Source organism: Pauljensenia sp. UMB10120 (genome assembly GCF_030212035.1).
Taxonomy (GTDB): Bacteria; Actinomycetota; Actinomycetes; order Actinomycetales; family Actinomycetaceae; genus Pauljensenia; species Pauljensenia radingae_A.
Window position 1 is genome coordinate 269,788 of record NZ_JASODH010000003.1, and the last position, 14,546, is coordinate 284,333.

General features: G+C 59.8%; 12 protein-coding genes. 7 read left to right on the top strand and 5 right to left on the bottom strand.

Features of this window, described 5'->3' with window-relative positions; genetic code table 11:
• Positions 1-240 precede the first annotated feature (240 nt).
• Positions 241-2,532 (top strand): (Fe-S)-binding protein, encoded by a 2,292-nt coding sequence (locus tag QP093_RS04655; RefSeq protein WP_285015047.1) that lies wholly within the window; start codon positions 241-243, stop codon positions 2,530-2,532.
• 27 nt (positions 2,533-2,559) lie between these two features.
• On the opposite strand, the gene QP093_RS04660 is transcribed toward QP093_RS04655, so the two are convergent.
• Positions 2,560-3,903 (bottom strand): PRTRC system protein E, encoded by a 1,344-nt coding sequence (locus tag QP093_RS04660; protein WP_285015051.1) that lies wholly within the window; start codon positions 3,901-3,903, stop codon positions 2,560-2,562.
• Positions 3,896-4,489 carry a dCTP deaminase gene (gene dcd / locus QP093_RS04665; protein WP_285015053.1) on the bottom strand — a complete coding sequence of 198 codons (594 nt, stop codon included), beginning with the start codon at positions 4,487-4,489 and terminating at the stop codon, positions 3,896-3,898. The genes QP093_RS04660 and dcd overlap by 8 nt, the downstream gene beginning before the upstream one ends.
• Before the next feature lie 66 nt (positions 4,490-4,555).
• On the opposite strand from dcd, the gene QP093_RS04670 reads away from it, so the two are divergent.
• On the top strand, positions 4,556-5,440 hold the full coding sequence (locus QP093_RS04670) for an HhH-GPD family protein (RefSeq protein WP_285015056.1): 885 nt from the start codon (positions 4,556-4,558) through the stop codon (positions 5,438-5,440).
• 86 nt (positions 5,441-5,526) lie between these two features.
• Here the strand turns inward: QP093_RS04670 and QP093_RS04675 are convergent, their stop codons facing one another.
• From QP093_RS04675 to QP093_RS04685, 3 genes are read right to left on the bottom strand one after another with little or no spacing between them, the layout of a single operon-like run.
• On the bottom strand, positions 5,527-6,954 hold the full coding sequence (locus tag QP093_RS04675) for an ABC transporter permease (RefSeq protein WP_285015058.1): 1,428 nt from the start codon (positions 6,952-6,954) through the stop codon (positions 5,527-5,529).
• A complete protein-coding gene (locus tag QP093_RS04680; protein ID WP_285015059.1) occupies positions 6,951-7,859 on the bottom strand; it encodes an ABC transporter ATP-binding protein in 909 nt (302 codons plus the stop codon). The genes QP093_RS04675 and QP093_RS04680 overlap by 4 nt, the downstream gene beginning before the upstream one ends.
• 1 nt (position 7,860) lies before the next feature.
• Positions 7,861-8,892, bottom strand: a complete 1,032-nt coding sequence (locus QP093_RS04685; protein WP_070727836.1) for an efflux RND transporter periplasmic adaptor subunit — start codon at positions 8,890-8,892, stop codon at positions 7,861-7,863.
• Positions 8,893-9,346: 454 nt separating this feature from the next.
• Between QP093_RS04685 and QP093_RS04690 the strand changes: the two genes are divergently transcribed.
• The 5 genes from QP093_RS04690 to QP093_RS04710 all read left to right on the top strand — a co-directional run bounded on the left by QP093_RS04690 (position 9,347) and on the right by QP093_RS04710 (position 14,223).
• Positions 9,347-10,108: a hypothetical protein gene (locus tag QP093_RS04690; protein ID WP_141757418.1), complete on the top strand. Its 762-nt coding sequence runs from the start codon at positions 9,347-9,349 to the stop codon at positions 10,106-10,108.
• A 12-nt stretch (positions 10,109-10,120) separates the two neighbouring features.
• Complete coding sequence (locus QP093_RS04695) at positions 10,121-11,380, top strand: aspartate aminotransferase family protein (RefSeq protein WP_070727842.1); 1,260 nt, start codon at positions 10,121-10,123, stop codon at positions 11,378-11,380.
• A 176-nt stretch (positions 11,381-11,556) separates the two neighbouring features.
• A complete protein-coding gene (locus tag QP093_RS04700; protein WP_058237357.1) occupies positions 11,557-12,420 on the top strand; it encodes a transketolase in 864 nt (287 codons plus the stop codon).
• 1 nt (position 12,421) lies between these two features.
• The gene (locus tag QP093_RS04705; protein ID WP_058237358.1) at positions 12,422-13,426 is read left to right on the top strand and encodes a transketolase family protein; all 1,005 of its coding nucleotides are present in this window, start codon (positions 12,422-12,424) and stop codon (positions 13,424-13,426) included.
• Between the two features lie 11 nt (positions 13,427-13,437).
• A complete protein-coding gene (locus tag QP093_RS04710; RefSeq protein WP_070727851.1) occupies positions 13,438-14,223 on the top strand; it encodes a hypothetical protein in 786 nt (261 codons plus the stop codon).
• Positions 14,224-14,546: the final 323 nt, after the last annotated feature.

A 14,546-nucleotide genomic window follows, 5' to 3' on the forward strand; every position in this document is an offset into this window, starting at 1 on the left:
GCGGTCGTCGTTCTCAGCGGGAAGATGGGCGCCGTGCGCGGGGCAAGCACACAGGTACGTCCCGCATTTACGAACGGTCACTTCTAGGATAATGCACCTGCTGATAATCTGCGTGCCCTGCCCAAAAGGCCTCAGCCACGGGCAGAGCTGATCGGTCGCATGCGCGAGGGGCTCTGCGTGAGAGGATAATGAGACACATCAGGATCAACAGACCGATCATTCCAGGAGGAAAAAACTCACATGGCCTCTCCCGTCATCGTCACGGTTTCATGGGTTTTCGCCTGGCTGGTCACTCTGATTGCCCTGGTGTCACTAGGCCGAGGCATCGCCCATCTGGTTCGCCAGTTCTCACAGGGCCAGCCCGATCATACGAGGATGCGCCCTGTCGGGAAACGCCTGTGGACGATGTTCTCCGCGATCATCACGCACCGCGAGTTCACACACAAACCAGTCGTGAAAGTCGCGCACTGGTTTGTCATGGTCTCCTTCCCCCTGCTTTTCCTGACTTTGCTCAGTGGCTATGCGCATCTGCGCAACCCTCGCTGGTCGCTGCCGCTGATCGGCACGTGGGCGCCGTGGCAATGGCTCGTCGATATTTTTGCATGGGCCGGGTTGCTGGCCATCATCGTGTTGATGGTGATCCGTTACCGGAGCGGACACCGCCCCAAGCCGCTTCCGGCCGACACACCATTGCGTAAGCGCACGTCCCGTTTCTTCGGTTCGACCCGCTGGCAGGCCCTCTTCGTTGAATGGGTCATTGTCATCGTGTGCGGGTGCGTGGTGGTGTTGCGCGGATTGGAGGCCGCCCACGTCGTTGCTGATGGAGGCGATGCGTCGTGGTGGCACTATCCGCTGACCGGTTGGATTGGATCGCTGGCATCCTCGGCGGCTCCTTCCACGCTCGCCACGGCAATTGTGCTGGTCAGTCTGCTGAAGATTCTTGTGTCGATGCTGTGGATGGTCGTAATCGGCGTGCAGACGTCAATGGGTGTGGCATGGCACCGCTTCCTCGCCATCGTCAACCTGTATGCGCGGCGCAACGCCGACGGCGCGAAGTCACTGGGGCCGGCAGCGCCGATGCTCGTTGATGGCGAGCCGCTGACTGACCTGGACCGCCTCGACGACCTGCCTGATGACGTGCCGCTCGGCGTGGGAACCGCGCAGGACCTGACGTGGAAGCAGCGCCTGGACCTGTATTCCTGTACCGAATGCGGCCGCTGTCAGGAATTGTGCCCGGCGTGGAACACGGAAAAACCGCTGTCTCCTAAACTGCTCGTCCTGGCGTTGCGCGACCATGTGGAATCTGTTTCGCGCGTGGAACTGACCGACATGGACGTACCTGAGGAGATTGACCCGGGTGAGGACAAGACCCTGATCGAAAAGGGCGTCCTTCCCTCCCCGCACACCAGCGACGTCCTGCACGCCTTGTCATCCTCTGGTGCGACCGGTCCGCTTGGGGTGCGCGACACCGACGGGCCACTCGTTCCCGACGTCATTGACGAGGGTGTCCTGTGGGACTGCACGATGTGTGGTGCGTGTGTGGATCAATGCCCGGTCGATATTGAACACGTTGACGACATCTTGAATCTGCGACGCCACCAGGTGTTGATGGAGTCTGCATTCCCGCGCGACCTGGCGCGCCCGTTCCGCGGGATGGAAAAGAAGGGAAATCCGTATAACCAGTCGGCTCGCAAGCGTCTGGAGTGGGCGAAGAACCTGGACTTCGAGGTACCGGTGATCGGAGAGGATATTGAGTCTGCCGATGACGTGGAGTACGTGCTGTGGGTCGGATGCGCAGGCGCGTACGATGATCGCGCGAAAAAGACCACTGCCGCGCTGGCCGAACTGCTGCACACCGCTGGCGTGACGTTCGGGGTGCTTGGATCCGCCGAGTCGTGTACTGGGGATCCGGCGCGTCGTGCCGGCAATGAGATCTTGTTCCAGATGCTGGCAAGCGCCGCCATTGACACGTTGAACGAGGCTCACGCGAGGAAGATCGTTGTGACGTGTGCTCACTGCTTCAACACGATTGCCGGAGAGTTCCCGCAGCTGGGCGGCACTTTCGAAGTAATCCACCATACGCAGTTGCTGAACCGTCTGGTGCGCGAGAACAGGCTTACTCCCCTGCCGCCCGCACCCGGTGAGCGCCACCAGACGATTACGTATCACGATCCCTGCTTCCTGGGCAGGCACAACCGTCTCTTTGAGGCACCGCGGGAGCTGCTGGGATCACTGCCGAGTGTGGACATGGTGGAGATGCCGCGCAACCGCGAGCGTGCAATGTGCTGTGGTGCAGGTGGCGCGCGGGCGTGGATGGAGGAAACACGTGGCACGCGCATTGCGGATAACCGCATGGATGAGGCGCGTGAATCCGGAGCACACGTCGTGGCAACTGCGTGCCCCTACTGCTCGCAGATGCTGGGATCGGCGCACGGTGAGAATATGCCTGAAGTCAAGGACGTTGCCGTGTTGCTGCTCGAGGGCGTCCACCGTCACCGCGATGCAGCCGGAGACGACGGCGCCATCACCTAGCACCAGTGGAACAGGTCTGCAGGTGTGTTAGTCGCCCTGGTCGCTCATTGCGACCAGGAAGTCATCCTCGTCAACCACGAAGCCACCCACTGCGGAGACGATCAATCCGGCGGCGCGCTCAATGTCGCGTGCGGAACGTGCCCGCTCAAGCCTGGCTGTCCGGGTGAGCATATTCGTCGGCGCATGCACTTTCAGATCCGCATGGTTCAACCAGTGCAGCCTGTAGCAGATCACCGACTGTGATTCCCATATTTCCCAGCGCAGGACTCGAGGAATGTCGCGCGTGACGGTGACTTCGCAGGAAAACTCAGACCGGTTACCAGCCGGCGCGACCAGGCAGTAACCGTCAAGCACCTGGTCGCGGGTTGCCGCCTCGGCTCGGTCGCGTTTGAGTCTCTGAGCGATGTCTTCTCTCAATGCCGGCGTTGAGCTCTGGATCGCGCGCGCAGCTTCAACTTCACGCTGTGTCAGGCGGCGCTGCTGCCTGACACCCAATTCCCGCGAGTCAACCACCGTTGGGAAATCCCTGTGCAGCAGCGCCATCAGTTCATCGGGGTCCAGCCAGCGCCTCGAATACAGGGTCAGCCCCACTGCCGAATCCGGGTCAGGCTGAATGACATCACCGGACGTGTCGGTCGCGATGCGCAGCGCACCACCCAGGCGTCGAGCCATGCGATACAGGACCAGCAAGACTTTGTACTCCAGTCCTATCGGCATGCCGTCTGGGAATGCGCGCGCCCACCTGTCACGCTCTTTCATGTCCTCATCTGGAGCTTTCCCACGTGACGCGGGACAATTCAGGATCCACGCACGCGTCAGGTCCGCGCCCGATCCAAGCTCGGCGCGAGTCGCCGCATCCACACTCCACGGGCCATTGAGCCGCGCGGACTGGCACAGCGTCAGGTTTCCTGCCCCGGCCCATCCGGCGTCATCCCACACAGAAATTGCCAGAGCTTCGAGTTCTTCGGGGTCGACCTCCGGGCTGAGCAACAGCACATGGTGCTCACGCGCACTGTCCACGTCGAGTGGGTGCGGGTCCTCCAGGCGTGTCAGCGGCGCACTGATCGGTGCTCCCGAGTCATCGCGGGCCGCGCGGCCCCCCTCGTCAATGCGGAACGAATCCGTCAAAACGTTCAGGCCGCTCAGCGCCGTCAATGACGTGTCAGCCAGAAGGCTGGGTGCCTCGCGCTGCGCGGCCCGTTCACTTTCGGTCGCGTCGGCAGCCTCCCCCTGCTGCTCTGCACGCTTTTCAACACGGCGGTCCGCCTGGGCGAAGCGGTCATGAATTGAAATGCGCGTGGGTCGGCCAGGCGCAGTGTTGTGCGACGAGGGTGCCTCTGCGCCACTGCCAGGTGATGACGTGTCAGTCATCAGCCCCACGCTCGATTCTGGTGCGGGTAAAGCGCACATGCGTGCGGGACGGAGTCGGCCCGCGTTGGCCCTGATAGTGGGAGCCGGCCGCAGCTGATCCGTACGGGTTCTTCGCGGGCGAGGACAGATCAAAGAAACACAGCTGTCCGACCTTCATGCCGGGGTGCAGCAGAATCGGCATCGTCGCCGTGTTCGACAGCTCCAGGGTCACATGGCCAGAAAATCCGGGGTCAATGAACCCTGCAGTCGAGTGCGTCAGCAATCCGAGCCGGCCCAGCGACGACTTGCCTTCCAGGCGCGCGGCGATGTCATCAGCCAGGGTGACCTGCTCGTAGGTGGCTCCCAACACAAACTCGCCGGGATGCAGCACGAACGGGTCATCCGGTCCCACATCAATCAGATGTGTCAGGTCTGACTGGTCGGCCGCCGGATCGATCACCGAATAGCGGTGGTTGTTGAACAGGCGGAAGAGCCGGTCGAGGCGTACGTCGATACTGGCGGGCTGAATCATCGAGCGGTCGAGCGGGTCGAGATTGATCCGCCCCGAATCCAGGCTGGCAGCAATGTCACGGTCACTCAGGAGCATGTGTTGATTGTCCCACGTCGGCGCCCCAGCTCCAACTGAACGACAACTTGCCCGTAGGCTGTAGTCATGTTTGACGCGGTAACGACCTGGTACAGGCACAATCGGCGTGACCTTCCGATGCGTTCTGACCATGTCAGCCCGTGGGCCACCCTGGTTTTTGAAGTGATGAGCCAGCAGACCCCGATCCCGCGTGTTCAGCCGATCTGGGAGCGGTGGATGGAACGCTGGCCCACGCCTGTTGATCTGGCCCGTGCCAGGCGCTCCGATGTTCTGGTGGCGTGGGACCACCTGGGCTACCCGTCGCGAGCCCTGCGTTTGCATGCATGCGCTCAGGTGATCGCCAACCGCCCCGGTTCGCGTGTACCGGCCGATATGGATGCTTTGCTGGAACTGCCGGGAATCGGTCCCTACACCGCTTCAGCTGTCGCATCCTTCTCGTTCCACCAACGTGTCCCTGTACTGGACACCAACATTCGTCGGGTCCTCACTCGCGTTTTTGACGGCCGCCAGTTCGCCCGAAAATCGGCCCCTTCACGAGCCGAACAGGATCGCGCATGGTCATTACTTCCTGACGAGGGCGACGCTTGCGCCTTGTGGAACGTGGCCATCATGGAGCTTGGCGCACTGGTGTGTACGCAGCGCGCACCGCTGTGCGATCAATGCCCGATCAGTGAGCGGTGCCGATGGCTTGCTGACGGTCAGCCTGCCGATGCGGTCAAACCGCGCGGCCAGGCGTGGGCGGGAACCGACCGTCAGGCTCGTGGCCGCGTCATGGCGCTGCTGCGTGATGCTCATGTTTCTTCAGCGGAGCGCGTCGGCCGCGATGCAGTCATTCAAGCGGCCACCTTGCCCGGCGCTCCAGCCGGCCAGGCAGTGCAAGTGGTGGATTCCCTCGTTAATGACGGGTTGATCGAAGTGGATCGACGCGGAACGTATGGCCTGCCTGACTAGAGCGCTGACCGCCCATTAGAGGGCCGCATAAAGCCCGCTCTTGCGGTCAGGACGGCCTGCACAGAAGGCAGTCCCTTGGTAGCTGATTAGTAGCGAATCGCGTCGATCGGGCGCACCCGGATGGCTGCCACTGCCGGAATAATGCCGCACAGAGCGCCAACTGCAGATGCGATCCCGACGCCGGCGGCGGCCGCGGAAGTGGGGAACGCCGGTCGGTCCTGCAATATGATGTCCATTGACTCGAGCGGAATGAACTGCAGGATCACGATCGCAATGCCTACCCCGATTATGCCTGCAACAAAGGTCGCGACCACTGATTCCATGAACACGGCGAAGAAGACTCTGCCGGCCGAGGCACCCATTGCGCGTCGGATGCCGATTTCCCGGATACGTTGACGCACCGTCACGATCGCCACGTTCAGCAAGCCCAATGCGCCCAGGGAGATGACGATCGCGCCGATGATCATGACTATCAGGCGCAGCGTCTGAGTCTGGTCCTGCACACTTTCGAACTGCTCGCCGCCACTCACATCCACGCGCCAGCCCTGACCCAGAATCGCACTCAGAGCCGCGGGCAGCTCGGTGCGTGCCTGGTCGACCTGGTCTTCACCGCTCCACACCAGCATCGTCGGAAAACCTCCGATGCCTCGTGCCATTGTCGGGTCGGCCGTGTCCTGTGGTTTGGTCAGCTGCCAGGCGTCGTAGTGCATGTAGATGATGGGCTGATCCCAGGCGGATTTCGCCCTGACCACTCCGACTACACGCAGCTGCTGTGTCTGCTTGCCGGTCACGTTCAGCACAATCGGGTCAGCAATGTTGGGCTTGCCCAGGTATTCCCACAAAATACTGTTGATAACAACAGGGCTGACCCGCTGGTTGATGTCACTGTCCTGCAGCCAGCGTCCCTGCACAGGCTTCAGGCGGAACAGCACCTGATAATTCGGATCCACCGCCTGCAGTGCCAATCCTCCAAATCCGTATTTAGGCTCCACAACCGGAACCCCGCGGAACGACCCGGTTTGCTGGGCTCGATCGACTTCTTCGATCTGAATGGGGGAATCTTCCAGTCGTGACCAGTACGGAATTGAGAAGCGGTCCGCCAGCGTTTTCATGGCGGTAGACACCGGGTCGGCCACGATACCGGTCGCCTGATCGGACCAGCCCATCTGGTCCTGGTCTTCCGGCTCAGTTGAATCCGGTATCGCGTCTTCGGCATACGCCACGGCGCCACCGCTTCCCACGACCATGCCGCCACCAGGTGGCGCGCCCGCAGTGTCGCCACCGCCGTCTCCGGTTTTTTGCGGCATGAGCCGCAGCGTAATATCCCGGCCGTTGAACGCTTCATTCATTTCCTTGTCCGCCTGCCCGACCATGTCACCCAACGCAATTACCGTTGACATGGCGGCAACAGCTGCCACGACACCCACCAGGGAGAGGATCACGCGCGCTTTCTGCACGCGCACCTCACCCCACGCTTCGACGAGTGCGCCTACAATCTGGCTCAGGATCCTCATGGCGTCACCTCATTTTCATGCGGTTCCCCGTCCTCCGTGACGGTCACTTCCTCAATGGTGGCTGTGTCTGTTTCTTCGTCGCACAGTTCAGGCGCGGCCGAAGCCTCACCCTCGTTGCTCATTGGCATGTTCGAGGGCGACTGGGGTATTTGACTGCGCTCAGCATCCTGCGACATGACGGGCACCCCGTCTGAAACGGCGGCAACGGTGTGCTCAGACAAATCGTCAACATTGTGCAGGATGCCGTCGTAGAGGGAATACGCGCGGCTCGCTCGCGCCGCCACATTCATGTCGTGCGTAATGACGATCAGGGCGGCATTGTTTTCCGCAGCCACGTCTTCGAGCAGTTCCATAATGATGCGGCCGGTGTGCGGGTCCAGTGCGCCCGTCGGCTCGTCGGCCAGAATGACGCGCGGCGTGCGCACCAAAGCGCGCGCAATGGCGATACGTTGCTGCTCACCGCCCGACATCTGCGTGGGATAGGAGTCAAGGCGGTCGCCCAAGCCAACCCGCTCGAGCATGTCAGCCGCCAGGTTGCGACGGTTCCAGAACTGGCGGCCTGCCGCATACAGCAACGGGACTTCCACGTTCTGCAGCGCTGTTCGAGCACTGAAAATGTTGAACTGCTGAAAGACAAAGCCGAAGGACGATCCTCGAAGTGCTGATCGTTTCCCCTCGCCCAGGCCCGATGTATCAACACCGTCAATGCTGTAGGTCCCACTGGTCGGCTTGTCCAACAGTCCAATAATGTTGAGCAGCGTGGATTTGCCGGTTCCTGATCGCCCCACGATGGAGACGTGGTCGCCAGGCTCCACAGTCAGATTGACACCCCTGAGGATGTGGAGATCATCCCCATCGGGCAGCGTAACTGTCCGTGTGACGTCACGAATGTCGAGCAGTGCCACGTCAGCACCCTTCACCTGTCATCGGGTCACACATGTCCTGTTCCTGCTGCTGGCCTGGGATGAATTCGAGAACTTCCTGATCCTCGGTCAGGCCCTCGACGATCTGCACGCGTTTGCCGTCAGTGATTCCCAGCTTGACTTCCACCTTCGTCGGGTTCGCCGGATCATCTGTCGGCATGTAGACGTAGCCGTTCTGGAAGCGTCCCTCAACTGCGGTTGCCGGCAGCGTCATCACGTCAGCTGCTTCACCGGCAACCACATCCATCGTCACCTGCAGGCCGGCAAACACCTTCTGGTCACCGGGAATGGTGCACGTGGCGCGAATGCCTGACTGAGTTGAACCTGAATTGCCATCCATCTTGGGGACAGACCCGGAATCCTGTCCCGACGCCTTGGGCGTATCGATACGAAGCCCCGTGCATTCGAACGGTGCCGGACCGTTCTTGATCGTGATCGTCGCCTTTTCAGGTGTTTGCTGCATCCGGTACATCTGGTCGGGTGTGAGGCTCGCGCTGGCAACAAAGGTAGGCGGCTGAATGGAGCCGATCGGATCCCCCACGTTGAACTGCTGTTCAACCAGCGCATTCAAGGCGAGCGCACCGTCTGCCGGCGCATAGACCACTTCGCTCTTCCAATACTTTTCACCCGGGATGACGGTCGGATTGCCTTCTTCATCGACGCCCTGCTGGTCTTCACCCGTTTCTTCGCGTTGAATCAGCAGAATCGGATCGCCTTTGGCAACGTTTTGGCCATCTTGCACGTACACCTCAGTCACTTCGCCCATCATGGTGGCTTTCACCGACGTGGCGGCGACCGGTTCGATCGTGCCTTCCAGCGACAGCGTGTTCGTGATCGTGCCCTTTTCGGGCAGAACTGTCATCTGTCCGTATTGCGCGCCAGGATCCAGCGCGTCACCCTCGGGCTTGTTGGCCGAGGGGAAGAATGCGAACTTCACGAATGCGACGGCGATTACCACCCACGCCAGGACTTTGATGATTGAAAGCACCAACGCGCCTTTGGACCGGCCTGCCATATATCCTCCTTGAGACTTGGCACGTCAGCCTCGGCTCAAGATCCCCGTGGCGTTGGTGCGCATCATGACGAAACTGAGTGTAGAACGCGCGGAGGATCACCCTCGAACATTCTGCGACCCCCCGCCCAAAATCAGGGTTTTTTCAGGGACGGCTCAGGGATAAGGTGACGCCACGGTCACACACAGCGTCCGTGAGCGGTCGCGCCCGGCGACCTCGTACCCACCAGCACCCGCGCGCACCCGTCGCGGAAAACTCGTCAACTTTTTATTTTCAACTTGCCGTGCCGAGGGCGCCCGGCAGTGTAATCTGAAACGAAGCGGCATTGAGTTCCCACTCATTCCACGGTGGGGGCTTGCCGGAGACGCCCTCGAACATGCGACAACTGGATACAAGACCTCCTGTGCTAGGAAGTCGTCAGGAATGGGCCTGAGTGATTTCAACGATGAGGTGACTATGACTAATCAGCAGAAAGTGAAGGCGGCGGTTTATCTTCACGCTGTCTTGCGAAATATTGAGCAGCTGTGCGAGCTCGACTCGCGCGCACGCTCCATCGTGGCGAACTCTGATACGAGTGTCGATTTCCACATCCCCGGTATTCAACCACTGACTTTGATCTTCGACCACGGATCCTGCACCGCAACGACCGAGCCAAAAACAAAGCCGACGATTTCACTGGTGTTTGCATCATCCAAGCACTTCAACGGCATGATTGACGGGAAAGCGAACCCGATCCCAATCAAGGGCTTCACTCATATCAAGTTCCTGACGGACGAGTTCACGCAGATCACCGATCGGCTCACGGAGTTCTTGCGCCCCACACCCGAAGCTCTCAAGGACCCGGAATTCTCACGAATTTCAACGATCCTGACGGCCAACGTCGCCTTTTCCGCGCTCGGCCCGATCGCCCGCTATGACGATCACGGTAAGAAGAACGCGGGGCGCATCCCCGATGGCAACATTCTGGTCCACGTTGAGGACGGCCCCGAACTGACGATCCATGCCGAGGGCGGCGCGCTGAGCTTGAGCCAGGGCCGGATCCGCCCCATCAGCGCACTGATGTCGTTCGATTCGATTGAGACAGCTCAGGGCATTTTGAGCGGTGAGCTCGACTCATTTGCGTGCCTGGGGAAGAGTCGCCTGAAGATTCGAGGGCGAATCGCCATGATCGACAATCTCAACAAGCTGCTGGGCCAAGTCCAGACATATCTGGCGTAGGAGGAGCACCCGATGAACACATATGAATACCCCAAGAGCCACGAGCTGTTCGACCGCGCCACGAAGGTGATTCCCGCCGGCATCTACGGACACCTCGGCCCCTCCGAAGGTTGCTTCATTCCGATCGAGGACTACCCGTTCTACGCTGATCACGCCCAGGATTCCTACATCTGGGACGTGGACGGGAACCGCTTCATTGACTACATGTGTGCGTACGGCCCCAACGTACTGGGCTACAACCATCCAAAAGTCAACGAAGCCTTCATCAAGCAGCTTGAGCAGGGCAACTGCACAACGCTTCCGACCACCCGCATGATCGAACTTGCTGAACTGCTGGTCGATGAGGTCGCCAGCGCCGACTGGGCGTTCTTCGCCAAGAACGGTGGCGACGTGACGAATATGGCGGTCCTGACCGCGCGCGCCGCAACCGGGCGTGACAAGATCATCCGCTTCTTCGGTGGCTACCACGGCGTGGCGCAGTGGATGCAGTACGTTGGGTACGCCGGCATCACCGACGCTGACCTCGCCAACGTCATTGACCTGCCGTTCAACGATATCGACGCCCTCGAAAAGACGATCGCGAAGTATCCGAACCAGATCGCCGGCATCATTTCCACGCCGTACTACCACCCCACGTTCGTGGACAATGAGCTTCCGGCACCGGGATACTGGCAGAAAGTTCGCGAGCTGTGCGACAAGCACGGCATCGTGCTGATTATCGACGACGTGCGATGCGGTTTCCGCCTGGACGAACGAGGCAGCGACTACCACTACGGTTTCAAGGCTGATCTGATTTGCTTCTGCAAGGCTCTGGCCAATGGGTTCAACATTTCCGCGCTGTGCGGATCTGACGAGCTTAAAGCCGCAGCTTCCTCCGTGTTCTACACAGGCAGCTACTGGTTGTCGGCAGCACCGATGGCTGCCGCGATCGAATGCCTGACAATCATGAAGGAAATCGACGGTGCCACGGTCATGAAAGATAAAGGTCGCAAGTTGACCGAAGGCTTAAAGAAGGTCGCTGAGGAAGAAGGCTACAAACTGGTCGTGACCGGTGAGCCGTCCATGTGGTTCATGCGCCTGGATAATGACCCATCGTCAATGCTGCACCAGGCGTTCGTCGGCAACTGCGTCAAACGCGGAGTCTTCTTCACCAACCACCACAACCACTTCATCAACTGCTCACTGACCGATGAGGACATTGAGTTCACGTGGGACGTTGCAAGAGAAGCATTCAAGGAACTGCATACCCAGGAAGATGAGTTGATCCTGTAGGCAAGCCCATCGGCGCGGACAGGCGCGGCCCGCCTGGCCATGCAGCCAGCACCCGCCCACCTGTCCGCACCGGCGGCCTGTCTTCAGAAACACCTGATCTTCACCCGTTTACCTGCACGTCTGAGGCAGGCGTGCAGACTGACAGCACATATGAGAAAAGTAGTAAAGGAGCTACGATGCCCGTATCACTAGACGAGCTCAAGCGACTCGAGGATAAAGCAAATTTCCTGCGTCACGATATCGTCGATACCGTTTACCACGCGCACTCCGGCCACCTCGGCGGCGCACTCTCCATGATCGATGCAGTCACAGTGTTGTATTACCACGTGATGAACATTGATCCGAAGAATGCCAAGTGGGAGGATCGTGACCGTTTCGTCATGTCGAAGGGGCACGCAGGAATCGGATTCGTCACGGTTCTGGCCGACCTGGGATTCGTTGACCACGACGAGCTGAAGACCTTCAACCTGACAGGATCAAAACTCGGCATCCACCTGGACTGCAACAAGGTCAACGGCCTGGATGCCTCCACCGGATCGCTCGGCCACGGCCTGTCGATCGCGCTGGGTATGGGTCTGGCGGCAACGCAGCTCAAGAAAGATTTCATGACCTACTGCATGCTCGGTGACGGCGAATGCAACGAGGGGTCGATCTGGGAAGCCGCAATGGCGATCGCCAACTACAACGCGCACAACGTTGTCGTGATGGTGGACCGCAACAAGGCCATGATTGACGGCCCGACCGAGGACGTCATGAAGCTCGAGCCCTTTGCCGACAAGTGGACAGCCTTCGGTTTCAACACACTGAGCATTGATGGTCACGATCACGCAGCCATCATCGACGCCCTCGAAACGGCGAAGAACACAACAGACAAGCCCACCTGCATCGTGCTGAACACGGTGAAAGGCCAGGGTGTTGATTTCGCTGCCGGTGACTACAAGTGGCACTACGGCGCAATCAACGACGAGCTGCGCGATCAGGCGTTCGCCAGCCTCGACAAGTATCACGCCGAACGTCTAGCCAAGTTGGAGGAGAAGTAAGATGGCAGGCCTTGTTTACACCAGTATTGACACCACGAAACTGTCAACCGCTGAAGTTTACGGCGCGATGCTGTCCAAACTTGGCGAAGACGATCCCAGGATTGTTGTTCTGACCGCTGATCTGGCCAAATCCACCAAGATCGGCACGTTCATGGAATCATTCCCAGATCGCTTCTACAACCTGGGCATCGCTGAGCAGAACATGTACGGCGTGGCGGCCGGCATGGCGAGCTGCGGACTGATTCCGTTCACATCCTCGTTCGCGATCTTCAACTCGTGCCGCGCCCTTGACCAGGTGCACACCGATATCTGCTATCAGAACCTCAACGTCAAGATGATTGGCTCCCACGCGGGCACCTCGTTCGGCCAGGCCGGTTCCACGCACCACTCGATCGAGGACATCGCGATCATGAGGTCGCTGGCGAACCTGACCGTGCTGGTACCTGCTGACGGTATGGAGACTGCGAACGCAGTCAAGGCCGCTTACGAGATGGAAGGCCCGGTCTACATCCGCATCAACCGCGGATTCGACCAGATCGTGTACCGCGAGGCAGACTACGGCTACGAGATCGGCAAGGCTGTTCAGCTTGCCGACGGCTCCGACGCGACGATCATTGCGTGTGGCTGCACAGTCTTCTCTGCGGTTCAAGCAGCCCGCGAACTGGCCGCTGACGGCGTGAAGGTGCGCGTGTTGGACATGCACACGATCAAGCCGCTGGACGAGGAAGCGGTACGCAAGGCCGTTCACGACACTCGACGCATCATCACCGTGGAAGATCACTCGATCATCGGCGGTCTGGGCGGCGCGGTCTCGGAAGTCATCGCATCTGCCGGTATGGGCTGCGCGTTCAAGCGTCTGGGAATTCCAGACCAGTTCTCCCCCATTGGCCTGCAGGAAGACCTGATGGCCTACCACGGTATCGATACTGCCGGCGTCGTCACGGCGGTCCATGAACTGCTCAAGATGGACTTCGAAGAAGACGACGACTGGGCGGATGAGATTTAGGGCGACACTCCATGGATAAAGAAGCTATTTACACTGCGAAGATCTTCCTGAACAGTGCGATCCCCTTGCTGAAAGTCATCATCGAGGAGACCTCGCTGCACAAGATGTTCGCCAAAAAGACCGGTATCGTCCAGTTTTCCTTCCCGCACGAGGGCGACAAGTGGGCCACTCACCTCGTTTTCGACGAGGGTGACATCTCGGTGAAGCTTGGACCCAGTGAAGACGAACCGACTGTGGAGTTGGCGTTCAACGATATCGATCACTTCAACGCCTTCTTCAAAGGCACGTCGATGAAGTTACCGCAGTTCCGTCACGTGCATCACCTGAACTGGGTTGTTCCCGTAGTCATGGGGTTGCTCAAGATGCAGAAACTGCTCAGCGCTTCGGAGCCGCCGGCTGATGAGGAAACCAAGGCACTGATGGTCAAGCTCATGTTCTACCTGCTGCCGTCGGGTATCAGCCAGCTCAATAAGGCTGGACACCCGGAGGTGGCGAAATGGGCGAAGATGTCACCTGACCGTGTCTACGCCCTGGTGGTAGATGGCCGCGATGATCTGGCTGGCTACATCCGTGTCAAGGCGGGCAAGACCCGTTCTGCGCGCGGCGCATACAAGCGGTCGCAGCCCTTCTTCACGATGCGCTTCACCGACCTGGATGCGGCGCTCGGCGTGTTGTTGCAGACAGCGGACATGTTGGCGTTGACTGCACAGAAGCGTCTGATCATGGAAGGTGCGCCGGAGTTCGGTGCTCAGATCGGTGATTTCATGATGCTGGTCGGGCAGTACGCCCAAAAGTAGCCGCACGCTCAGGCTCGGCTGAGCAGCTGCTCTGTCCAGTCGAGACGGGCCCGTCAATAAGCTGTAGCCCGGCCGGGCTGCTCCCAACGCCTGAGTTGCACGAGGTGCCGGTGTTCGGATCATTCCGAACGCCGGCACCACTGCGTTGAGACCGCTTATCTGTTCATGTGACGCGCACGAGGCTCGAGATCGAAGCCGTTTTATGCACGAAGCCTTAGATTTAAGCCCTCGTAGTGCACATTCCCCTAGATTTAAGCCCTCGTAGTGCACATTCCCCTAGATTTAAGCCCTCGTAGTGCACATTCCCCTAGATTTAAGCCCTC

Coding starts and splice junctions, on each gene's coding strand:
- QP093_RS04655 (WP_285015047.1), top strand. CDS start 241: ATGGCCTCTCCCGTCATCGTCACGGTTTCATGGGTTTTCGCCTGGCTG.
- QP093_RS04660 (WP_285015051.1), bottom strand. CDS start 3,903: ATGACTGACACGTCATCACCTGGCAGTGGCGCAGAGGCACCCTCGTCG.
- dcd (WP_285015053.1), bottom strand. CDS start 4,489: ATGCTCCTGAGTGACCGTGACATTGCTGCCAGCCTGGATTCGGGGCGG.
- QP093_RS04670 (WP_285015056.1), top strand. CDS start 4,556: ATGTTTGACGCGGTAACGACCTGGTACAGGCACAATCGGCGTGACCTT.
- QP093_RS04675 (WP_285015058.1), bottom strand. CDS start 6,954: ATGAGGATCCTGAGCCAGATTGTAGGCGCACTCGTCGAAGCGTGGGGT.
- QP093_RS04685 (WP_070727836.1), bottom strand. CDS start 8,892: ATGGCAGGCCGGTCCAAAGGCGCGTTGGTGCTTTCAATCATCAAAGTC.
- QP093_RS04690 (WP_141757418.1), top strand. CDS start 9,347: ATGACTAATCAGCAGAAAGTGAAGGCGGCGGTTTATCTTCACGCTGTC.
- QP093_RS04695 (WP_070727842.1), top strand. CDS start 10,121: ATGAACACATATGAATACCCCAAGAGCCACGAGCTGTTCGACCGCGCC.
- QP093_RS04700 (WP_058237357.1), top strand. CDS start 11,557: ATGCCCGTATCACTAGACGAGCTCAAGCGACTCGAGGATAAAGCAAAT.
- QP093_RS04705 (WP_058237358.1), top strand. CDS start 12,422: ATGGCAGGCCTTGTTTACACCAGTATTGACACCACGAAACTGTCAACC.
- QP093_RS04710 (WP_070727851.1), top strand. CDS start 13,438: ATGGATAAAGAAGCTATTTACACTGCGAAGATCTTCCTGAACAGTGCG.